11 protein-coding genes and 1 pseudogene are annotated in these 21,757 nt (G+C 70.1%); 4 read left to right on the plus strand and 8 right to left on the minus strand.

The annotated features are described in order from the left end of the window. Nucleotides 1–94 precede the first annotated feature (94 nt). The 6 genes from TO66_RS34130 to TO66_RS17005 all read right to left on the minus strand — a co-directional run bounded on the left by TO66_RS34130 (nt 95) and on the right by TO66_RS17005 (nt 15,379). The gene (locus TO66_RS34130; protein WP_044463378.1) at nt 95–1,792 is read right to left on the minus strand and encodes an ABC transporter ATP-binding protein; all 1,698 of its coding nucleotides are present in this window, start codon (nt 1,790–1,792) and stop codon (nt 95–97) included. Then, complete coding sequence (locus TO66_RS16985) at nt 1,789–3,528, minus strand: ABC transporter ATP-binding protein (protein ID WP_044463379.1); 1,740 nt, start codon at nt 3,526–3,528, stop codon at nt 1,789–1,791. Before TO66_RS16985 ends, TO66_RS34130 begins: the two co-directional genes overlap by 4 nt. After that, entirely contained in the window at nt 3,525–4,562 is a 1,038-nt protein-coding gene (locus TO66_RS16990; RefSeq protein ID WP_044463380.1) for a Gfo/Idh/MocA family oxidoreductase, read from the minus strand. The genes TO66_RS16985 and TO66_RS16990 overlap by 4 nt, the downstream gene beginning before the upstream one ends. Further along, entirely contained in the window at nt 4,559–9,997 is a 5,439-nt protein-coding gene (locus tag TO66_RS16995) for a non-ribosomal peptide synthetase (RefSeq protein ID WP_044463381.1), read from the minus strand. The genes TO66_RS16990 and TO66_RS16995 overlap by 4 nt, the downstream gene beginning before the upstream one ends. Then, a complete protein-coding gene (locus tag TO66_RS17000) occupies nt 9,994–14,319 on the minus strand; it encodes a non-ribosomal peptide synthetase (RefSeq protein WP_044463382.1) in 4,326 nt (1,441 codons plus the stop codon). The genes TO66_RS16995 and TO66_RS17000 overlap by 4 nt, the downstream gene beginning before the upstream one ends. A 166-nt stretch (nt 14,320–14,485) precedes the next feature. Further along, complete coding sequence (locus TO66_RS17005; RefSeq protein ID WP_044463383.1) at nt 14,486–15,379, minus strand: helix-turn-helix transcriptional regulator; 894 nt, start codon at nt 15,377–15,379, stop codon at nt 14,486–14,488. Nucleotides 15,380–15,606: 227 nt separating this feature from the next. Here TO66_RS17005 and TO66_RS17010 point away from each other — a divergent pair, with 227 nt between their 5' ends. Genes TO66_RS17010 through TO66_RS17025 form a run of 4 tightly spaced genes read left to right on the plus strand, consistent with a single transcriptional unit; the run spans nt 15,607 to nt 19,758 of the window. Further along, complete coding sequence (locus TO66_RS17010) at nt 15,607–17,268, plus strand: (2,3-dihydroxybenzoyl)adenylate synthase (protein ID WP_218187733.1); 1,662 nt, start codon at nt 15,607–15,609, stop codon at nt 17,266–17,268. Further along, nucleotides 17,265–18,044 (plus strand): alpha/beta fold hydrolase, encoded by a 780-nt coding sequence (locus TO66_RS17015; RefSeq protein WP_310732164.1) that lies wholly within the window; start codon nt 17,265–17,267, stop codon nt 18,042–18,044. Before TO66_RS17010 ends, TO66_RS17015 begins: the two co-directional genes overlap by 4 nt. Before the next feature lie 14 nt (nt 18,045–18,058). Beyond that, nucleotides 18,059–18,364 (plus strand): isochorismate lyase, encoded by a 306-nt coding sequence (locus TO66_RS17020; RefSeq protein WP_044463385.1) that lies wholly within the window; start codon nt 18,059–18,061, stop codon nt 18,362–18,364. Beyond that, nucleotides 18,361–19,758, plus strand: a complete 1,398-nt coding sequence (locus tag TO66_RS17025; protein WP_044463386.1) for an isochorismate synthase — start codon at nt 18,361–18,363, stop codon at nt 19,756–19,758. Before TO66_RS17020 ends, TO66_RS17025 begins: the two co-directional genes overlap by 4 nt. Before the next feature lie 238 nt (nt 19,759–19,996). Here the strand turns inward: TO66_RS17025 and TO66_RS17030 are convergent. Then, a pseudogene (locus tag TO66_RS17030) lies at nt 19,997–21,007 on the minus strand (chitinase); the annotation flags it as partial. A gap of 37 nt (nt 21,008–21,044) precedes the next feature. Further along, nucleotides 21,045–21,680, minus strand: a complete 636-nt coding sequence (locus tag TO66_RS17035) for a lytic polysaccharide monooxygenase auxiliary activity family 9 protein (protein ID WP_044463388.1) — start codon at nt 21,678–21,680, stop codon at nt 21,045–21,047. Nucleotides 21,681–21,757 lie beyond the last annotated feature (77 nt).

Genomic DNA, 21,757 nt, shown 5'->3' on the forward strand with positions numbered 1-21,757 from the left:
ATTTTCGATAACAATTCTCATTAGTATCTTGTAAACGGACGGTCGGACTTTTCGATTTAGTGACTTTTTCAATCGATGGCGGGCACGAATGCCATCACTGTTCGGCGCGGTGCTGCTCGGCGAACCGCGCGTACCAGGGGTGCGTCGCCAGCAAGTGCTCATGGCTGCCGCAACCGCTCAGGCGGCCGTCTTCGAGCACCAGGATCTGGTCGGCGTCGCGCACCAGCGCCGGGTTGTGCGACACCAGCACCAGCGTGCGCCGCCCGTGCAGTGCCCGCAGGCTGCGGTGGACCCGGGCTTCGCTGCGCGCGTCGAGGCTGGCGGTGGGTTCGTCGAGCAACAGGATCGGCGCCTCGGACAACAGCGCCCGGGCCAGGCCGACCCGCTGCCGCTGGCCGCCCGACAGCAGCGCGCCGTCCGGGCCGACGTCGCTGTGCCAGCCGCCCGGCAGGCTGTCCAGCACCTCGTCTAGGGCGGCCTGCTGCGCGACCTCGGTCAATTGCGCCAGGGTCGCCTGCGGCCGCGCCATACCGACGTTCCACAACAGGCTGCCGGCGAACAGACCGCTGTCCTGGAACAGCTGGGTCAGGTGCGCGGCCAGGGTCCGCTCGCTCAATTGGCGGATATCCACCCGCCCCAGCCGCACCTCCCCGGCCTGCGGGTCCATCCCCCGCCCCAGCAACGCCAGCAGCGTGCTCTTGCCTGCCCCCGACGGGCCGACGATCGCCGTGCAGGTGCCCGGCGCACAGTGCAGGTCGAGATCCTCCAGCAGCGCTTCGCCGTTCTCGCCATACACACTCAGGCCCTGCCCCTGCAGGCTGGCGTCCAGCGGTTGCGCCCCGGGCTGCGGGCTGTGCAGGGTCGGCGCCGCCAGCACCGCCAGCACCTGCGCCAGGGCCTGCCAGGCCATGCGCAGGGCCTGGTCCAGTTGCGCCAGTTGCGCCAGCGGCTCGATGAACCGCACCAGCAACACCAGCACCGCCACCAGCAGCGCCCCTGGCAGTTCCCCGGCGGCCACCGCCAGCACGCCGCCGACCAGCACCGCCGAAAACACCAGCTGCACCGCCGTGGCGAACCCCAAACTGGCGGGCAAGGCGCGGCGATTGAGCAAGCGGGTCGCGCGGTGCTGCTCGCGCAACCCTTCGCGCAGCGCTTGCTGCCCCTGGCTGGCATCGCCGGCGCTGCGCAGCAGCGCCTGTTGCTGGGCGAAGGCTTGCAGCAGTTGCCCGGCCTGGCGATCCACCGCCTGGCGGCGCTGTTCCAGGTCCAGGTTGCGCCGTCCGGCCCAGCGCAGCAGGCCGAACAACGGCAGGTAGGCCAGCGCCAGCCACAACGCCAGGCGCGGCGCGAAAGCGAACAGGCCGAGCACCACCACCGTCGGCGTGACCAGCGCGGTCACCAGCGGCGCCAGCAGGTGCGCGGGAATCCCCATGCTGCTGAACACCGGCCCGCGGACCAGCCCTTGGTGATCCTGGTGCCGGCCCCGCGGCAGCCGCGGCAGATGCTCCAGCAAGTGAGTGACCAGCCCTGCGGCCAGGCCCGCGCCGGCCAGGTAACCGCGGCGCTGCGCGCTGTAGCCGACCAGCGCCTGGAGCCCGGTCAGCCCCAGCAGCAGCCAGACGCTCTGCGCCACGCTGGCCTGCGTGGGGTCGAACCAGGCCAGGATCAGCGGCACCAGCGCCAGCCCCGCCAGCCCGTCGAGCACGGCGGCCAGCACCATCCAGGCCAGGGCGCCGCGCAGGGCTCGCCAGGCGGGTTCCGGCAGGTGGCGCAGGGGCGAAAAAAAACTCATGACACAGACTCCAGATAATCGGTGCTCGGCATTTGCTCAAGCCATAACTGACGGTAAAGACCTTCGACGGCCAGCAACTCCTGGTGCTGGCCGCGCTGCACGATCCGGCCGTCGCACAGCACCAGGATCTGCTCGGCATGCCGGATGGTCGCCAGGCGATGGGCGACGATCAGCCGGGTCCGCCCCGCGGCGCCCTGCCAGAGGGCCGTGCGCAAGGCGCGTTCGGTCTGCGGGTCGGTGGCGGACGTCGGCTCGTCCAGCAACATGATCGGCGCGGCGGACAACAGCGCCCGGGCGATGGCCAGGCGCTGCAACTCGCCGCCGGAGAGCCGCACATCGTCGTCGACGATGCTGGCGTAGGCCTTGGGCAGGGCCATGATCCGGCTGTCCAGGCAGGCCGCCCGCGCGGCCTGGCGAATCTGCGCCGGGCTGGCGTCGGGGCGGTACAGGGCGATGTTCTGCGCCAGGGACAGGCGCAGCGCGCCGGCCTGCTGCAACACCAGCGCCAGGTGCTGCTGCAACTGCCGGCTGGCGATCTGCCGGACATCCACCCCGCCGACGAGCACCTGCCCGCTGTCGACGTCCATGAACCGCGCGATCAGCCCGGCCAGGGTGCTTTTGCCCGCGCCCGAAGGCCCCACCAGCGCCGTGGTGGTGCCCGGTTCCAGGCGCAGGTCGATCGCCGACAGCACCGGCACCGCGTCATGGGCGAAGGACACATTGCGTAGCTCCACGCTGGCATCCCGCGGGGCTTGCGGAGCGGCCGGCTCCGGCAGCGGCGGCGTGCTCAGCAAGGCTTGCAGGCGCTGGGCGCTGGCCCGGGCGCCGTGCAGCGCATCGAAGCCGTGCCCCATCGCCAGCACGGGCGCGGCCATGGCGCGCAACAGCAGCAGGAAGGCGCACAGTTGCGCCGCGCCGACCTCGGCCATTCCCGGCAACAGCGCGCCCAGCACCACCCAGGCCAGCAGCCAGGGCGCGCCGAGCACGACCTGAATCAGCGCGGCCAGGTGCCCGGCACGGCTGACCCAGTGGCTGAAACGCTGGTCGAACCCCTGCACCGCCTGTTGCAGGCGCTGGTGGATGCCGGCCCCGGGAAACTGGCGCACCAGCCCCAGGTTGCCGGCGAACTGGCTGTAGTCGCCGAACAACTGCTGGATCGCCAGGTTGCGCTGCTCGACGTCCTCGCGGTAATGCGCCGAGCCCAGGCGCCAGTAGCCCAGCGCGCCCAGCGCCAGCGGCAGCAGGCACCAGAGCGCCAGCAGACTGTCGCTCCACAGCAGGTACGCCAGGGTGGCCAGCGGGATCAGCAGCAGGTTGACCAGGTCGGTCGGCGCGTGCCCCACCAACTGGTGCAACGCCCGCACGTCCTGTTCGGCATAACGCGTCACGCCGTCGGTCCCCAGCCGGGCGAACCAGCCCAGGGGCAGGCGCTGCAGATGCTCCGCCAGGCGCACCCGCAAGCCGTTGCACAGGTTGGCGTCGACGTCGTGGGTGAGGTACAGCGCCAGGGTCTGGCCGCCCAGCCACAAGGCCGAGCCCAGCACCGCCAGCCACACCCAGCCAGCCACCGCGGGCGCCAGCGGCGGCGCCCGGTGCAGGCTGTCGGCCAATTGCCCGAGGGCGATCAACGGCAACAGCGAGCTGATCCCGGCCACGGCCTGCAGCGCCACCGCCAGCCACAAGCGGGCGCGAAAAGGCCGCAGCAGCGCCCGCAGCTCGGGCCCCAGCAGGTTCATCGGCGGGCCTCCAGGGCCTGGGCCAGGCTGGCCGACGGCAAGGCCTGGGGCGGTGCCTGGGGAAAGCCGAGGGCGGCCGTCACCTGCTGCCACAGCCCCACCACCTCCAGGCTGCGCTGTTGCAGGCGCGCCAGCCCGGCGCCGTCGATCAGCGGCTGCAAGGCCGCCGCCGCGGCCGTGGGCCAGGCCTCGCGGTAGACCGTCGCCCAGTCCGGGCAGGCGTCCAGCAGCACTTCGGCGCACGGCAAGGCATCGCCGCCGAGGTCGAACAGGCCGTCGGCATCCTCTCGCGGGGCGCGCACCGCCGGCATCCACAGCAGCGGCCCGTGGGGCGACGCCAGCAGCAAGGTGCCGCTGTCGGTGGCCAGGCTGATCCGCAGCAACGACTGCATGCGGCCATCATCGGCGGCCGCCAGTTCGTTGATCACCCGCAGCGCCACCGGCACCTCGGCCATGGCCAGGCCGATCTCGCGCCAGGGCGAGAGCGCCGGCGCCAGTGGCTCCAGCGACCAGGGCCCGACCGCCTCCAGCACCGCCGCCAGCACCTCCAGGGTCGCGTAGCTCACCTGCACCGCGCAGTGCGCCTCGATGTGGCGGATCCCCTGCTGGCGCTGCAATTGCCGGCCCAGCTCGATGAAGCGCGCCACCCACGGCAGTTGCGGATAGAAGCTGTTGAGCAGGCAACGGCGCTGCAAGCGGGTCGCGCTGCGCAACAACTCGTGCCATTCCTGGGGCAGCAACGGGTGCTCGATCAGCACATCCAGGCCCCGGGCCATCAGCGCTTGGGCCAGGGCCGGGCCCTGCTCGCCGCGTGCCGCGCCGCCTACCGCGACACAGGCCAGGCGGGTGTCGTCGGGCACCTGCTCCAGGGCGTCGAAACAAGGCACCTCCAGGCGCCGGGCCAGGGCCTGGGAACGGCGGCTGCCCTGCCCCAGCACGCCGACCAGTTCGAGGTGGCCGGCGGCCGCGACGCCCGCCGCGTAGAACTGGCCGAAGCGCGAGCCCACCACCAGGGTTTTGACGGGATTGTTCATGGACGCTGTTCCTCCAGCAGATGACGGCTCAACCCGCCGTTCAGGCAATCGAAGTGATTGCCCGGCAGGGTCTCCAGGGTTAGCGGCGCCAGCGATGCCGCCTGCCACCAGGCGCGCAGGCTGGCCTGGTGATCGGCGATCAGCGGGCTGCCGACGCTCGGCACGAACAGCCGCACGGCGCCGGCGTAAGGCGCGCTGTCGCTGTAGTGGCTGGCGCGCACGGAATGGGCGAATACCCGATACAACTGTTCGTCGGCGATGCCATGGGCGGCGGCCAGCACGCGAGACTTGAGCGCCGCGGCATCGAACTCGCGCAGGATCGCTTCCAGGCTGCCGGCGGCCAGGTGCCCCGGGGCTTCCTCCAGCGCCTGGGCCAGCGCGCCCCGCAACCGTTCGGCGCACGGCAGGCCCAGCGCCTCGCCGTCCAGGCCGAGGGTGGCGGCGAAGCTGTAGAGAATCAGCAGTTCGTCGTCCACCCGGTACGGGATGCGGTAGCTCGACACGATGTCCACCTGGCGCACCTCGGCTCCCCGTTGCAGCAGGGCCTTGGCCAGTTCCAGGGTCACCAGCCCGCCGGAGCAGTAGCCCAGCAGGTCGAAGCAGCGCTGGCCGCTGTCCCACAGGGCCTGGGCATACCGCTTGCCCAGGGTGGCGTTGACGTGTTGCGGCGCCAGGCCCAGGTAGTCCTCACTGTCGTGCACCGCCAGCCCCAGCAGCGGGCCGCTACCGGCCAGCTCGGCGATCAGTCCGCGGTACGGCAGCAGCGTGCCCAGGCCTTCGTGCACCAGCACCCGGGGCACGCCGGCGCCGGCGGCCAGCTCGCTCAGGGCATCCACCCGCCGGCGCCCGCCCAGCGGCGCGCGGGCCATGGCCGCAGCGCCCATGGCCTGTGGCGCCTCGGCCAGTGCCTGTGGCGCCTCACTGCCCGTTCGGGCGTCGGGCGCCTGGCCCGCTGCGTCGCGCAAGCGCTGCGCCAGGCCGGCCGGCGTCGGCTGGCTGAGGGCCCAGCGCAACAGCCGATCGAAAGGCTGCTCGCGGGCCAGCGGCTCCTGCTCGCGCAGGCCGGCAATCAATTGCGCGATCAGCAACGAGTCGCCACCGGCGGCGAAGAAATCCTGTTCCGCCGACAAGCCGCTGCAATCGAGCACCCGCTCCCAGTGGCCGATCAGGCGTCGGACCAACTCGTCGGCCACCTCGACCCGCGCCTGCCGCACCGGCTCCAGCTGACGCTGCTGCGCCTGCTCGGCCAGGGCCCGGCGGTCGATCTTGCCATTGGCCGTCACCGGCAGGCGGTCCAGCACCCGCACCTGGGCCGGCACCATGTAGCGCGGCACCCGCTCGGCAATGAACCCCAGCAGGGCTTCGCTCGACAGCCGTGGGCGGTCGGTCTTGACCCGTGCCACCAGCAGGTCGTAGCCCAGCAGCGCCAGCACGCCCGCGGGCGATGCCAGGGCCTGGGCACAATCCCCCGGCTCGCTGTTGAGCCACTCCAGCCACTGCGCCGTGTGCACGAACAACTGCCCGTTGGCCGCCCGCACGTCGCGCGGGGTTTCCATCATCAGGCTCTGGCTGATGCTGATTTCCCGGTGTTCGCGGGTCAGTTCCTGGATCACCAGCCAGGCGTCCGCCTGCATCAGCTGGCGCAAGCCGGCCAGCAGGCCCGGGGTGTCCAGGGCGTTGTTCAAGGCACCGGAGCTGAGCAGCAAATCCAGGGATCCGGCGGGCAGGCCCTGCTCGCAGGCGGGCTGGTTCATGTCGAAGTGCATGAAGCGCACCCAGGGGTACTCGGCGAACCGTTCCCGCGCGGCATTGAGGAAGTAGCTGGAGACATCGCTGAACAGGTAGTCGATCTGCACCCCGGCCGCCACCAGCGGCGCCAGCGCCGGGATGATCGCGACACTGGCCGCGCCGGTGCCGGCGCCGACCTCGAGAATGCGCCAGGGGCGCTGGCGTTCGGCGGCGACGATCGCCGCGACCGCCTCGGCCATGCCGCGGTGCAAGGCCTGCGCGTGCAGGCCGCGACTGTACATGGCCTCGGCGATATGCGCCGAACCCTGCGGGAACATCAGGCTCGCCGGGCTCAGGCGGCCGTCCAGCTGTTCGGCCAGGCGGGTCGCGCTGCCGCGCAGGTAGTCCACCAGTTCCGCGGGCCACAGCCCGGGCGGCGCCAGTTCGGCGAAGCGTGCCCAGGCCTGCGCCGGGTCGAGTTCATCGGGCTGCACCCGGCAGCGCCAGCCGTCCCCCTCGCGTTGCAGGCAGCCGCTGTCGGTCAGCAGGGTCAGCCAGTGGTGCAACAGCCGCTGCTGCGCCGGCGCCAGTCCGAGCGCCTGGCACAGCGGCGCGAATGCCACCGGCTGCGCCTGGGCCAGCAACCCGCTGCCGGCCAGCCAGTGCAGCAGCGAGGCGTCCGCTGCCCGGTCGAGGGCCGCCAGGGCGGCCTGGATCGCCTCGCGCGGGCCGAAATCCGCCTGCTCCAGGGTGTCGCGGGCGCGCTGCAACAGGCCCTGCATCTCCTCACCCAGGCGCTGCCGGTCCGTGGCCACGGCCTGCGGCGTGACAAAGCTGCACAGCGAGCGTTCGTGACGTTCCCCCAGCAGCACCGTGGTGGCGGCCGCGATTTGCGGGTGGGCCAGCCAGCCGGCGTCGATTTCCGCCAGCTCGATGCGATGGCCACGGATTTTCACCTGGTCGTCCTGGCGCCCGAGAAACTCGATCAGGCCGTCCTCGTCCAGGTAGCGCCCCTGGTCCCCGGTGCGGTACAGGCGGCGTCCGCTGGCATGCAGGATGAAGCGCTCGGCGGTGCGTTCCGGGTCTTCGGCGTAGCCCAGGGCCAGGCCGAGGCCGCCGATGTGGATCTCGCCACGCACGCCCAGCGGGCATTGCCGGCCCAGGCTGTCGAGGACTTCCAGGGTCTGGCCCTTGAGGGCCCGCCCGTAGGGAATGCTCGGCAACGCCGTGTCGGCGGGGCGGATCGGATGCTCCACCGACCAGATCGCCGCCTCGGTCGCGCCGCCCAGGCTGAACAGCCGGCTCTCGGGCCAGCGCTGCCACCAGCGGGTCGGCAAGGTGGTGGGAATCCAGTCCCCGGACCACATCACGCAACGCGGCCCGGGAATCGCCGCCGGCTCCGTCTCCAGGTAGTCGATCAGCATCTGCCCCTGGGCCGGCACCGAGTTCCACAAGGTCACGCCGTGTTCGCGCATCAGTTGCGCCCAGTGCGAAGGGTCGGCCCCGCGCTCGGGGTCGGGCAGCACCACCTGCGCGCCCACCGCGGTGGCGCCGAAGAAGTCATACACCGAAAGGTCGAAACTCAGTTCCGCCAGCCCCAGCACCCGGTCCCGGGCGTTGACGGCGTAGCGCTGGTTGATGTCGTCCAGGGTGTTGACCACCGCGCCGTGGCTGAGCATCACGCCCTTGGGCGTGCCCGTGGAGCCGGAGGTGTAGATGATGTAGGCCAGGTCGCCGGCCCGTACCGCCCGCGGCTCGCGGGGCGGCCACTGGGGGTCGGGCTCCAGGCGGTCGATGGCGATGCGCGGCAGGTCGAGGCTGTCCGGCAGTGGCGCATCCGCAAGGGTGACGACCGCCGCCATCCCGGCATCCCGCAGGATCGCCTCGCGGCGCAGGGCCGGCTGGCGGATGTCCACCGGCACATAGGCCGCGCCCATCTGGTTGATGCCCAGCACCGCCATCAGTTGCCAGGCGCTCTTGGGCAGCATCACCGCGACCCGCGCGCCCGGCGCCACTTCGAGCGCCTCCAGCGCCGCCCGCACGGCCTGGGCCTGCTGGGCGACCTGGCGGTAGCTGTAGCGCCCGTGGCGGTCGCTGACCACTGGCGCGTCCGGGGTCCGCAGCGCCTGCCGGGCAAAGCCGCTGGCGATGTTGCGGTCCGCGGCCGTCGCGTCCACCCGGCGTGGCGCCTGCTGGTGCGGCAGGACGATATCGCCGCGCGCCTGCCACAGCTGGGCATCCTGCGACAGCCGTTGCAGCAGGTCGACATAGGCGGCGAACATCTGCTGCGCCATGCCTTCGGGCAGCACGCCGACGCGCACGTCCCAGCCGATCTGCAAGCCGCCGTACTGGTCGCTGACCTGGCAATCGATCCACACCTGGGGCGTCTGGCTGATCATGTAGCTCGGCGGCTGCAACAGGTGCCCCGCCTCCCCCAGCAAGCGCTCGACGCTGCCGATGCCGCTGGTGAACACCACCGGCATCAGGTCGGCGCCGCGGCCCTGGACCCGCGCCAGCTCACGCAGCACCTCGACCCCGGTGAAGCGGCTGTGGTCCAGGTCGTCGAACAGCTGCGTGCCGATGCGCCGCGCCCGCTGCACGAAGCTCGCGCCGCTGGCGCCCCGCACCTCCAGCAGGCTCAGGGCGGTGAAGTCGCCCAGCACCTGGCCCAGTTGCGGGTGCAGGTCCGGGCGGTTGAGCACGGTGAGATTGAGGCAGAAATCCGCGCTCTGGCTCCAGCGCCCGATGACCTCGGCGAAGGCCGCCAGGGTCACCCCGGCGGCGCTCAGGCCCTGGGCGCTGGCCAGGGCGCAGAGGGCATTCCATTGCGCGCTGCCCAGCACCCCGTGGTGGTGGACGAAACGCGTGGAGTGGAGGCCCGCATCGTCGCTCAGGGGCAGGTCCGGACGCCCCGGCAGGTTGTCCAGGCGCGCCAGCCACCAGGCCTTGTCGTCCTGCCAGGCGGCGCTGTCGCGCACCTTGTGCTGGTGTTGCAGGTAGTCGCGAAAGGTCGCCTCCAGCACCGGCCAGTGCCGCGTCGGCTCCAGGTAGCGCTGGGTCAGTTCCACCAGCAGCAGTTGCAGGCTGGCGTAATCGATCAAGGTGAAGTCCACCGAACAATGCAGGATCGCCTGCTCGGCGCCCAGGCTCAGTTCGGGCAACAGGATCGGCCACTGGTCGAGGGCATGGCAGGCATGGTCCAGGCGCTCGCGCACCTGCTCCAGGTGCGCGGCGAAGGCCTGCGGCCCGGCCTGGCGCAGGTCGTGCACCGGCAGGCGCTGCCACGGCACCCGGGCCTGCACGCACTGGCGACTGTTGTCTTGCACCACCGCGCGCAGCATCGGGTGGCGCTGCACCAGGGCATTCCAGGCCTGCTCCAGCTGCTCGCTGTCGACGTTGGCCGGCCAGGGATATTCGACATACAGGTGGCAGGCGTTGCCGCCGTAGTCGAACGCCGGGTTGCGCCCCAGCACATAGGCGCCCTGCACCGCACTCAGGGCAAAGGGTTGCAGCGCCTGGTCGGGGGCCGGGCACCAGTCCGAACGGGGCGCCAGATGGACCATCAGCGCCTCGCGCTGGGCGCGGATCCGCTCCGCCAGGGCCGGGTCGAGGGCGCCTTGCGGGGCGCGGAAATGCAGCTTGCCGGCGGTGGCCCAGAGTTCGATCTGGCGTTCGCGGCAGATGTGCAACAGGTCGTCCAGGCTCATAGCACGCCCTCCTCGAGGGTGGCGCTGCGCGCCAGCAGCTCGGCCATGCCGGCCAGGGTCGGCTGGCGATAGAAGTCGCTCATGCGCAGGCTGACGCCCAGTTGCTCGCGCACCGCGGCCAGCAGCCGGGTGGCCAGCAGGCTGTCGCCTCCCAGGCTGAAGAAATTGCCCTGGGCGCTGCGCACCGCCCGCCCCAGCACGGCTTCCCAGCAGGCCGCCAGCGGCTGCAACGCTGCGGGCAACTCGCCCTCTTCGCCGGCCGTAGGCTGCCGGCGTTGCAAGGCCTGGGTCAGGCTGGCCTGCAAGCGGCCGCGGTCGACCTTACCGTTGGCGTTGAGCGCCAGGCGCGGCAGGCACCACAGGTGCTCGGGACGCATCGCTTGCGGCAGGCGCTGTTGCAAGCCTTGCCTCAGCTCGTCGCCGGCCAGCGAGTCGCCCGCCGCCGTGGCCTCGACCAGCAGCATCGCCGGGTTGCGCCACAGGCAGCGCAGCTCGGCAAAGCCGTTCTGGCCAAGCAGCCGGGCGATCTGCGCGGCCTCGGGCAACACTGCCGGACGGCTGTCCAGCAGCGCCGCGCTGACCAGGCCCAGCGGCGAATCGCGCAGCAGGTCGGCCAGTAACAGCCGGCCCTGGGGCTTGAGCAACGCCCGGGCGAGGTTCAAGCCATCGCCGGGCTGCGCATAGCCGTGCAGCGCGGCAAAGCTGATGACCAGGTCGTAAGCGCCACAGTGCTCGAGCGGCAACAGCCCGTCCGGCAGCAACTGGCCGGTGACGTGCGCCGGCTTGCCGGCCGTGGCGGCCGCCAGCAACCCGGGGCTGGTGTCGAACAGGGTCACACGCAGGTCGCAATGGCTCAGGTGGTTCAGCCATTGATCGAGCAGTTGCCCGCCGCGCACATCCAGCACCGCCACCTTCAGCGGCCCGGCCTGGGCATTGGATTGCCGCTGCACCGCCCCGCTCAGCGCGTCCAGCAACTGGCGCCCGGCCGGCAGGTTGAGCGCCATGGCCTGGGGCGCCAGCAGCGGGTCGAACAACACCTGCGCGGCGCCGTCTTCAGTGCGCAGCAGCACCTGCAGCGAGCCGACCATGGCTTGCAGGTCCGCCTCGCGCCAGCCCAGCTGCGCCAGCGCATCGCCCAGGCTCAACGCCTCGGCGGGCTGGCCTTGCAGCCACTGGTGCCAGCGCTCGAGCAGCGGCATTGCCGGCAACGCCGGGCCTTGCAGCAGCCGTTGCAGCAATTCGGCGGTGACCCGGGCTTCCGCCTGCGGGGTGTCGTCCAGTGCCGAGGGCGCGGCCAGGGCGTCCGGCGCCACGTCCTGCGGCGACGCGCTCATCACCAGCGCCGCACCGAGGCTGGCGACGTTGCCGGGCAAGACCGCGGCGCAGGCGCTGTCGATCAGCGGATGGGCGGTGAGCGCCGCCTCGATTTCCCCCAGTTCGATGCGCTGCCCGCGCAGCTTGACCTGCTGGTCGATACGGCCGAGGAACTCCAGGGTGCCGTCGCTCCAGAAACGCCCGCGGTCCCCGGTGTGGTACCAGCGCCCGCGCTCGTCGCAGCGAAAGCGCTGCGCGGTCAGGCACGGGTCGTTGCGATAGCCGCGCGCCAGGCTGGCGCCGCCGATCAGCAGTTGCCCCGCCACCTGGTCGGGCACGTCTCGACCGTGGCCGTCCACCACCCGGTAGGCCTGGCCGGCCAGGGGCTTGCCATAGGGGATCGACGGCCAGTGGTGCGGCACCTCGTCGATGGCTTGCAGGTTGGACCAGATGCCCGCCTCGGTGGCGCCGCCCAGGCCGTACACCCGGCACTGCGGCGTGGCGTGGCAACGCAGGCGCGCGGCCAGGTCCAGGGCGATCCAGTCGCCCGACAGCAGCACCGCCCGCAGGCTCTGGTAGCGGCAGTCGGAGGCGGCGATGCCCAGGGCCATTTCCAGCAGCGCCGGCGCCGAGTTCCACAGGCTCACCCGGTGCTCGGCGATCAGTTGCGCCCAGCGCGCCGCATCGCGGGTTTCCTCCGGTTGCAGCAGCACCAGGCGCGCGCCCTGCCCCAGCACGCCGAACAGGTCGAACACCGACAGGTCGAAATCCAGCGCCGACACCGCCAGCAGGCAGTCGTCGCGGTCGATCCGCAGTTCGGCCTGCAGCGCATCGATGGTGTTGATCGCCGCGCCGTGGCTGACCTCGACGCCCTTGGGAATCCCGGTGGAGCCGGAGGTGTAGATCACGTAGGCGCTGGCGTGCGCTGCCTGCGGGCGCGGCGCGGCCAGGGGCGTCGCCTGTTCCAGGCGCGCCGGGTCCAGCCAGCGCAACGGCGGGCTGTCGGGGGTGGGTTCGGGCGGCTGCTCGGCGATTACCAGGGCAATCCCCGCCGCCGACTCGATCAGGCTGCGGCGGGCCGGCGGTTGCGCGGTGTCCACCGGTACGTAGCAGCCTCCCGCCGCCAGCACGCCGAACACCGCGACGACCTGCGCGGGGCCGCGTGGCAGGCAGATTTCCACCGCCTCGCCCGGGCGCATCCCGGCCTCCAGCAGCCCGCCGGCCACCCGCAGCGCGCGCGCCGCCAGTTCACCATAGGTGCAGCGCTGCGCGCCGCAGATCAGCGCCAGGTCGTCCGGGTGCCGGGTACTGTGGGCGAAGAAGTCCTCCAGCAGGCCGCGCCCCGGGGCCAGGGCCGGCACGCTGTTCTGGCGCTCGCGCCGGGCCTGCTGCGCCAGCGGCAACAGCACTGGCTGCGGCTGTTCCCAGTCACTGTCGGCGAGGCGCTGCACCAGCTCGACATAGGCCTGGAACATCGCGTCCAGCACCCCGTCGGCGAACAGTTCGGCGATGCTGTCCCAGGCCAGCAGCAGGCCGTCGTCGACCCGGTACAGCTGGTGGTCGAGCCACACTTGCGGGGTTTGCGAGAGCATTGCGTGCAGGTCGCCGAACACCTCGCGGAAACCCGCCGGGATGAAGCCCGCCTCGTTCAGGTTGCTGGAGAACACCACCGGCGCCGAACGCGGGTGGCCCTGGCGGCGGCCTTCGCGCAGCACTTCCAGAGCGGGAAACGCCGAGCGGTCGATGGTCGCGTGCAGGCCGCGCTGGAAACGGCGCACCGCATCGGCGAACGGCAGTTGCGGCGCATCGTGGCATTCCACCAGGAGCAAGGTGGTGAAGTCGGCGATTGCCCGGTCGATGTCCGGGTGCTCGTCGTGGCGGTCGAACAGCGGCACGTTGAGCAGGAAGTCCGGCTGCTCGCTCCAGCGCGCCAGCACCGCGTTGAAGGCGGTGGCGAACACGCAGGACAGGGTCAGCCCGTGCCGGGTCGCCTGGGCGTGCAGGCGCTTGGCCTCGGCCTGGCTGAGCACGAAGGCCTGGCGGCTGAAACGCGGCTGGCGGATCGATTCGGGCGCGCGCGCCAGGGGCAACGCCGGGCCGTCGGGCAACTGCGCCAGGCGCTGGCACCAGTATTCGCGATCGCGGGCGTACGCCTCGGCGCGGCGCTGCCGGCGGCGCTCCAGGTAGTCGGCGAAGTGCAGGGTCGGCGCCGGCGACAGGGCGGCCGGCGCCCGGTAGGCCTGGCCCAGCTCCGCCATCAACAGGCGCAGGCTTTCCACGTCGGCCGCCAGCAGGTCGACACTCAACCACACCCGGTCCTGGCCGTCGGGCAACTGCACCAGGCCCACCAGCATCACCTGCCCGGCTTCGACATCCAGGCACTGATGCGAGCGCCAGTGGCGCAGTTCCTCCCAGGCTTGCAGCGCGGCGGCCGGTGCCTGCCGGCGCCAGTCCTGATGATCGAACGCCGGCTGCTGCGCGGCGGCGAGGATGCATTGGCGCCCTTCGCTGAAGCGGGCCCGCAGCATCGGGTGCCGGGCCTGCACCAGGCGCACGGCTTCTTCCAGACGCTGGGGCTCGATGCCCTGGCAGGCGAATTCGAGCCAGGCATGGCAACTGATGTTGCCCAGCACTTCGTCCGGGCCGCGCCCCAGCCAGTAGGCCTGCTGCACCGGACTGAGCTCGAAGCCCTGCTCGGGCGCCGCCACGGCGGCCAGCGGTGCCGCCGCCGTGCGGCTCGGGACCTGCCCTTGCAGCAGCGCCAGCCAGGCGCCGATCCGGGGTTCGGCGCTCAACTGGGCGAAATCGACCTGCAGGCCGTGGCTGCGCAGGCGCTCCTGCAAGTACATCAGGCGGATCGAATCCAGCCCGCAGCCGAGGAGGTTTTCCTCGTCGCCCAGGCTGTCGATCTCAGCGCCGGTCGCGCCCAGCAACTGCGCCAGGTGTTCGATCAGCCAGCTCCGCAGGGGGTTCGTCGAGGGGGTGTCTGCTGTTGTCAGCTCGCTCATGAAAAGCTTCCTGTGGCCAGTCAAAATAAAGTCCGCGGCTCACCAAGATGGAAGCCATTATCAAATGAGACTTTATCGCAAGCAGGTTTTCAGGAAGCGCCCGGGGCTTTAGATCCACGGGCCTTTTCATTCGATTCAGGGACACCGGCCCGCGGGCCGGTGTCGGTCAGCGGATCTCGCTGGGCGATACGCCATAGCGTTTGCGAAAGGCGATGGAGAAATGCGCCGGGCTGTAGCCCACGCCATAGGCCACGGTGGAGACATTGCTCTCTTCGTCGCTGAGCATGCGGTGCGCCACGCTGAGGCGGTGCTCGTGCAGGTAACCGAACACGCTGGTGCCGAACACCTTGCGAAACCCCGCGGTGAGCTTGCGCGGGCTCATGCCGACATGGCTGGCCAGGGCATTCAGGCTCGGCGGTTCGAGCAGCGAGCGCACCAGGCGGTCGCGGGCGGCGTGCACGCGCTCGACATCCGAGGAGGTGATACGCAGCTTCTGTTCCGGCTGCCCGCGCTCGCCCAGCAGGAACTGCGCGCTCAGGGCGGTCAGCTCCAGGGCCTTGCCGCCCAGGTAGAGCGAACGGCTCGGGCCCTGCATCGGGCAGGTGGCGATCTGTGTCGCCAGGGCCTGCATCGCCCGCGGCGCCGGGCGAATCATCATGTAGGGGTCGCCCCCGCCGCCGGCCAGCAGCTTGCGCGGCGCCATGCCCAGGTGACGGTCCAGGGACTCCAGGTCCAGTTGCACGATGGTGTAGCGCAGCGGCGTCGAGGTTCCGTAGATCTGCGACGAGGTGAACTCGCCGTCATTGACGATGGTGCACAGGCTCGGGCCCTTGATCGATTGCTCGGCGTGCCCGGGGATCCGGCAGGACAGCTCGCCGCTCTGCACCAGGATCAGCTTGAGGCCGCGTTCGAGCGGGTCTTCGACCCAGTCCTCGGTCTCGGACCAGAGGGTGCCGGTCACCAGGGTCATGTGCGGTTCCAGATAGACCGTTCCGGGTTGGTTGCCCTTGGGTTCGGCCTGCGTTTCCTGTTGAGACGGGGCGATGATCGTAATAGTCATTGGGTTTTCCCTTGATCCTGAGGCCATTACGCGGGGGTGACCTGAATGTGAGAGAGGCATTTAAACCCTGAACCTCCCTGTTTGAAGCCACTGCGTATTTCATCTAATGAAAAAGTCGCGGTACCGAAAGCCTTCGCGTTGAGAAGCCCTCGGCAAAGGACAATGATAATAGATCTCATTTAGCCATTTGTAGCCAATTATTTCTACAAATAGGAGATCCCATGTCATTGCTCCCCTCCCCCCGTGTTCCCGAGTCCGTGGACGATCTGCCCGACTGGCCGGCGGCCTTCGCCCAACGCTATCGCGAGGCCGGCTACTGGCAGGACCAGACCTTCACCCAGGCCCTGGAGGCGGCCGCCGCCCGCCACCCTGCGGCAATCGCGGTCACCGACGGCGCCCTGCACCTGGATTACCGCAGCCTGGCGCAGCGCTGCCGGCACCTGGCCGGCGGCTTGCGCCGGCTCGGCGTACAGGCCGGCGACAACGTGGTAGTGCACCTGCCCAACGGCAGCCGCTTCATCGAAGTGTGCTTTGCCCTGTTCCGCCTGGGCGCCCGGCCGATCCTCGCCCTGCCCGCCCACCGCCAGTTGGAGATCGGCGGCTTCTGCGGCTTTGCCCAGGCCTCGACCTACATCGGCAGCGACCTGCTGGAAGGCTTCGACTGCCGGCAGATGGCGCGCCAGTTGCTCGCGGCCCATCCGTCACTGCGCCAGGTGCTAATCGACGGCGACAGCCAGGAGTTCACCGAGCTCGGCACGCTGTACCAGGGCGAACCGCTCGCCGAGGATGCCGGGCAGGCCAACGCGGTGGCCTGCTTCCAGCTGTCGGGCGGCACCACCGGCACCCCCAAGCTGATCCCCCGCCGGCACGCCGAATACCTCTACAACGTGCGGGCCAGTAGCGAGGTCTGCGGCCTCGACGCGCACACTGTGTACCTCGCCGCCCTGCCCATGGCGCACAACTTCACCCTGTGCTGCCCGGGCGTGGTCGGCACCCTGCTGGCCGGGGGCCGGGTGGTGTGTACCCGGCGCTCCGACCCGGACACCTGCTTCGCCCTGATCGGCGCCGAGCGGGTCACGGTCACCGCGCTGGTGCCGCCGCTGGCGATGCTCTGGCTCGATGCCCAGGCCCGGCGCCAGGCCGACCTGTCGAGCCTGCGCCTGCTGCAGGTCGGCGGCGCGAAACTGCTGAGCAGCGCCGCGGCGCGGGTCACTCCGGTGCTCGGCTGCGCCTTGCAGCAAGTGCTGGGCATGGCCGAGGGGCTGCTGTGCTACACCCGCCTGGACGACCGCGAGGAACTGATCCTGCACACCCAGGGCCGGCCGCTGTGCGCCGACGACGAAGTGCGCATCGTCGACCACCAGGGGCAGCCGGTCGCCGACGGCGAAGTCGGCGAACTGCAGGTGCGCGGGCCCTACACCATTCGCGGTTACTACCGCCTGCCGGAACACAACGCCCAGGCGTTCACCGCCGACGGTTTCTATTGCAGCGGCGACCGGGTGCGGCGGACCGCCGAGGGTTACCTGGTGGTCGAGGGCCGGGACAAGGACCAGATCAACCGCGGCGGCGAGAAGGTTGCCGCCGAGGAAGTGGAAAACCTGCTGATCGACCATCCGCAGGTGCATGACGCGGCGCTGGTGGCGATGCCCGACGCCCTGCTGGGCGAGTCCACCTGCGCCTTTATCGTCGCCCGCGACCCGGCGCCCTCGGCGTTCGGCCTCAAGCAGCACCTGCGCAACCAGGGCCTGGCGGCGTTCAAGGTGCCGGACCGCATCGAGTTCGTCGCGCAGTTCCCGCAGACCGGGGTCGGCAAGGTCAGCCGCAAGGACCTGCGCGCGCAGTTGCGCCGGGCCTGGCTCGACGCCAACCGCGGGAGCGTCGCCTCGTGAGGCCGGATTGGCTGGCCCAGGGCGAGCGCTGGGTGCGGCCCTATCGACTGTCGCCGATGCCGCGCTGGCGCCTGGTGTGCTTCGCCCATGCCGGGGGCAGCGCGAGCTTCTTCCGCGACTGGGCCGACGCCCTGCCCATGGAAATCGATCTGCTGGCGATCCAGTACCCGGGGCGCGAGGACCGCTACAGCGAAGCCTGCCTGACGGACATGCACAGCCTCGCCGAGGCCGCCGCCCAGGCGCTGCACGGTTATGCCGACCGGCCCCTGGCGCTGTTCGGCCACAGCCTCGGCGCGGTGGTGGCCTACGAGGTGGCCGCGCGCCTGGAGCAACGGGCGATCGCCGTCGAGCATCTGTTCGTGTCCGCCCATCCGGCCCCGCAGTGCCAGCGCGGCGGGCAGTTGCACCAGGGGCCGGACCAGGCGCTGCTGGACGATGTGCGGCGCCTTTCCAGCCGCCCCAACCCGCTGCTCGAAGACCCGGCCCTGCACGAGCTGTTCCTGCCCGGCCTGCGCAACGACTACCGCATCGTCGAGACCTACGGCCGCGCGTCACCGCAGCCGCTGCGCAGCCGGATCGAGGTGTTCTACCCCGAGCAAGACCCCGAGGTCGATCTCGACGAAGCGCTCGCCTGGCAAGCCGCCAGCCACCAGCCACTGCACCTGCAGCGCTGGGACGGCGAGCACTTCTACCTGATCGAGCAACGCCAGGCGCTGCTCGATGCCCTGGCGACCACGCTGCTCGGTCGCTCTCCACTGCCCTGCCCTACCCCCTGAGGAAAAACCCTTCCATGAAAACCCCTGACGCTTGCGAAGGCCTGCCGGACATCCGGATCGCCATCGACTCACTGGACCACCAGATCATCGAACTCATGCGCCAACGCATGGCTTACGTCAAAGCCGCCGCCCGTTTCAAACCGACCGAAAGCAGCATCGCCGCGCCCGAGCGGGTCGCACAGATGCTCCCGCAACGGCGCCAGTGGGCCGAGGAAGCCGGGCTGGAAGCGCACTTCGTGGAAACCCTGTTCGCCCAGATCATCCATTGGTACATCGCCCAGCAAGTGCTGCACTGGCGCGCCACGAGAACCCCGGCATGAGCGCCTTCAGCCAACTGGCGGAGCACGCCCCGGGGCTGACCCGCGTGTTCGAGCAGGCGCGCCAGCGGGCCGCCGGGCAAGGCGCGCCGGTGCTGGCCAGCTACGCCCTGGCGATCGGCGCCCTGGACCTGCTGGAACTGTTCTGCAAGGCCGACCAGCCCCACGCCGAAAGCCTGTTCTGGCGCGCCGCCGACGGTGGCCGCAGCCTGTTCGGCTGGGGCGTGGCGGCGCAGCTGGACGGGGTCGGCGAGCAGCGCTTCGCGACGGTGGACCGGCAATGGCAGCACTGGCTGCGCAGCGCGGTGATCCATGGCCCGCAGCCACCGGCGATCTGCGGTGGCTTCCGCTTCGACCCGCAGGTCGCGCCCAGCGAGACCTGGCAAGGTTTCGGCGACGGCTCGATGCTGCTGATGACCTTGCTCCTGATCCGCGACGGCGAGCAGTGCTGGCTGGTGTGCCAGCAGCGGATCGCGGCGAGCGACGACCCCGCCGGCCGCTGCGAGCATGTGCTGGAGCAATGGAACGCGCTGATGGACCGCTACCTGTCGCCGGCGGCCTCGACCGCCGCGCCGCGGCATACCGGCGACCACTGCCTGCCCCGCGCCGCCTGGGAAGACAAGGTCGCCCATGCGCTGCACGTGCTGCGCCACAGCGCGCTGAACAAGGTGGTGCTGGCGCGACAGGTGCGCAGCGAGTTCTCCCACGCCGTCAACCCCGGCCGCACTCTGGCGCGCCTGGCCGGCAACGATCCGGCGGCGTACCTGTTCGCCTTCCGCCGCCAGCGCGCGTGCTTTATCGGCGCCTCGCCGGAGCGCCTGGCGAAACTGCACGACGGCCATCTGCAAACCCTGGCGCTGGCCGGCACCTGCCGTCGCGATCCGGACCCGCAGCGCGACGCCGAACTGGCGCGCGAGTTGCTCGATTGCGCGAAGAACCGCCATGAACACGCAGTGGTGGTGCAGATCATCCAGAGCGACCTGGCGCCCTGGGTCGAGCGCCTGCAGGTGCCGCCGACGCCGGCGATCCAGCGCCTGAGCCGGGTGCAGCACCTGAGCACGGTCATCGAAGGCCGGCTGCGCCCCCGCGCCAGCCTGCTGCAAGTGGTGGCGACCCTGCACCCGACTCCCGCCGTCGGCGGGCACGAGCGACAGCAGGCCATGGCCCATATCCGCCAGTTCGAAGGCTTCGACCGCGGCTGGTACGCCGCGCCGCTGGGCTGGCTGGATGCGCGGGGCAACGGCGAGTTCATCGTCGGCCTGCGCTCGGCGCTGCTCGACGACCGGCAAGCCTGGCTGTTCGCCGGCTGCGGCATCGTGCAGTGCTCCGACCCGGCCAGCGAATACGAGGAAACCTGTATCAAGCTGGCGGGCATGCAGGTGGCGTTGCAGGCGTGAGGCCCGGCCCTCCCGGCACGGTTGCCTAGCGGGCCATGCCGGGAGGTACAGCGAGCTTCGGCGGATCGCCTCGGAAAGCGCATACGCAAAAAATCCGATGCCTTTCGACATCGGATTTTCATCGCTTACCCTCAGCGATCGAGGCTGTGGGGCATCCGGCACGTCTGCCGGATGCCTGCCTGATCGAGGGCTAGTGAGCGGCCTGCGGGTGGGGCTCGTCCTGCGTTGCAGGGGCCGGCTGGCCACCGTTGATCAGCGGCCCGTAGCGCCGGCTGAATTCCTGGTTGTAGGCCACGTGGTCCTTGTTGAACCCGTTGTCCCAGTTGACCGACCAGGTCATCAGGCCCTTGATCGACACCCCTTTGGCATAGAGGCGCTTGAACGCATTGGTCACCGCCAGCGGGTTGACCACGTACCCGGTGGCCGCGGCATCGACGTTGGCGGGCAGGCCAATGACGAATTTGTCGGCCGGGATCTGGGTGAAACCGCGCGTACCGCTGACCAGGCTTTCGCTCAGGTAATAGAGGAAGTCCTCCTTCATCGCATCGTTGTTCTGCGCGATCCAGGCCCCCTTGCCGTTGTTCGCCTCCTGCACCCAGAGGCCATCGCCGCCCTGGTTGTAGAACTGCGGCGCGATGAAGTCGTAGTAGCCCTCCAACGCCTTGAGGTAGCCGACGTATCGTCCGGCAGCGGTCAGGTAGGGAAACTCCGGCGCCATGCTGATGATGAAATGCTTGCCCTGGGCGGCATAGTGGTCCTTGACCAGCTTCAGCGCCGCAGGCAGCACGGTCTTGTTGCTGGCGGCATCGATCGCGCTCTGTTCGAGGTCGATGTCCAGCCCGTCGAAGCCGTAGGTTTCCACCAGGCGGATGATTTCATGGGCCAACGGCTGTTCCTGGCCCGGGTTCAACGCGATGTGCGCATCGGCGCCCCCCAGGGACATCAGCACCGCCCGGCCCTGGCCGTTCAGCACGCCCACCTGGCGACGAAACTCGGCATCGGACAGGTTGTACGGCTTGAACGTCGGAATGCCGCTGCCCTTCATGAAGGCCACGACCACCACGTTGTAGTCCCGAGGCACATCTTCCAGGCTCATATTGGCAAACTGCCCGCGCTGGTAGCCGTCCGACGGGCCGGCCGGCCAGTTGTGCCAGTAGCCCATGAGAATCTTCTTGCCCGCCAGGCTCGGCATCCGCGACGCAGCATCGTCCTGCGGCGCCTTGAGGTGGGTAAAGTCAAACTTTGTCATGTTCTAATCCTTCAGAACGTTTGGGTGAATCGCCGACTTATTTGAAGTCGACGTCGAAGGCCTGATAGAAGGCGTTGCCGGTGTTGGCCACGATCCACATCAGCACAATCACGTGACGGCCCTTCTTGTTGGCCGGCAGCTTCACTTCGTGATCGACCTTGGCCTTCAGCTCGCCGGCATGGCTGTAGTAAGGCACCTGCGGATAGAAGTCCTCGGCGAAAGGTCGAGCCTCCAGCTGGGCGCGGGTGATGCGCTGCTTCGGGTCCCAGCCGTCCTTGGTGATCAGCCAGCGATAGCCACGGGTGGTATGCGGGGCGGTGTACTGCCAGGTCACCTTGAAGACCTGGCCGGGTTCGACGTTGAGCAGCGGCCAGGTGAAGGCGCGGCCGAGCTTCTTGCTCATCTCCTCGTCGGTGAAGTTGACGCAGTCCCGGGCGTCGGTCTTGCCACCGCTGAGGATGACGCCATCGGCCGGTGGCACGTCGCTCGGGTTGTCGGTGTTGAACGGTGCGGGGAACGCGCCCCCAGCCAGGGCCGGGAAGTTCTTGCCGCCTTCCATCTCGTTGACCTGCCAGCCGCCCAGCAGGCCCAGGTCGATGGCGACTGCGCCGCGGGAGGATGGGGAAGTGACGCGACCGTGACGAAGCGACGATTGGGTTTGTGGTTGGTTCATGGGTATTGCTCCATTGATTTGAGAAACTCTCCCTTTCCGAAGGAGAGGTCTGCAAATTAACCGAGCTGGATTTTCTG

Source organism: Pseudomonas sp. MRSN 12121 (assembly GCF_000931465.1).
In the GTDB taxonomy this organism is placed as follows: Bacteria; Pseudomonadota; Gammaproteobacteria; order Pseudomonadales; family Pseudomonadaceae; genus Aquipseudomonas.

Coding starts and splice junctions, on each gene's coding strand:
- TO66_RS17020 (WP_044463385.1), top strand. CDS start 18,059: ATGAAAACCCCTGACGCTTGCGAAGGCCTGCCGGACATCCGGATCGCC.
- TO66_RS16995 (WP_044463381.1), bottom strand. CDS start 9,997: ATGAGCCTGGACGACCTGTTGCACATCTGCCGCGAACGCCAGATCGAA.
- TO66_RS16990 (WP_044463380.1), bottom strand. CDS start 4,562: ATGAACAATCCCGTCAAAACCCTGGTGGTGGGCTCGCGCTTCGGCCAG.
- TO66_RS17025 (WP_044463386.1), top strand. CDS start 18,361: ATGAGCGCCTTCAGCCAACTGGCGGAGCACGCCCCGGGGCTGACCCGC.
- TO66_RS17005 (WP_044463383.1), bottom strand. CDS start 15,379: ATGACTATTACGATCATCGCCCCGTCTCAACAGGAAACGCAGGCCGAA.
- TO66_RS17000 (WP_044463382.1), bottom strand. CDS start 14,319: ATGAGCGAGCTGACAACAGCAGACACCCCCTCGACGAACCCCCTGCGG.
- TO66_RS17035 (WP_044463388.1), bottom strand. CDS start 21,680: ATGAACCAACCACAAACCCAATCGTCGCTTCGTCACGGTCGCGTCACT.
- TO66_RS34130 (WP_044463378.1), bottom strand. CDS start 1,792: ATGAGTTTTTTTTCGCCCCTGCGCCACCTGCCGGAACCCGCCTGGCGA.
- TO66_RS16985 (WP_044463379.1), bottom strand. CDS start 3,528: ATGAACCTGCTGGGGCCCGAGCTGCGGGCGCTGCTGCGGCCTTTTCGC.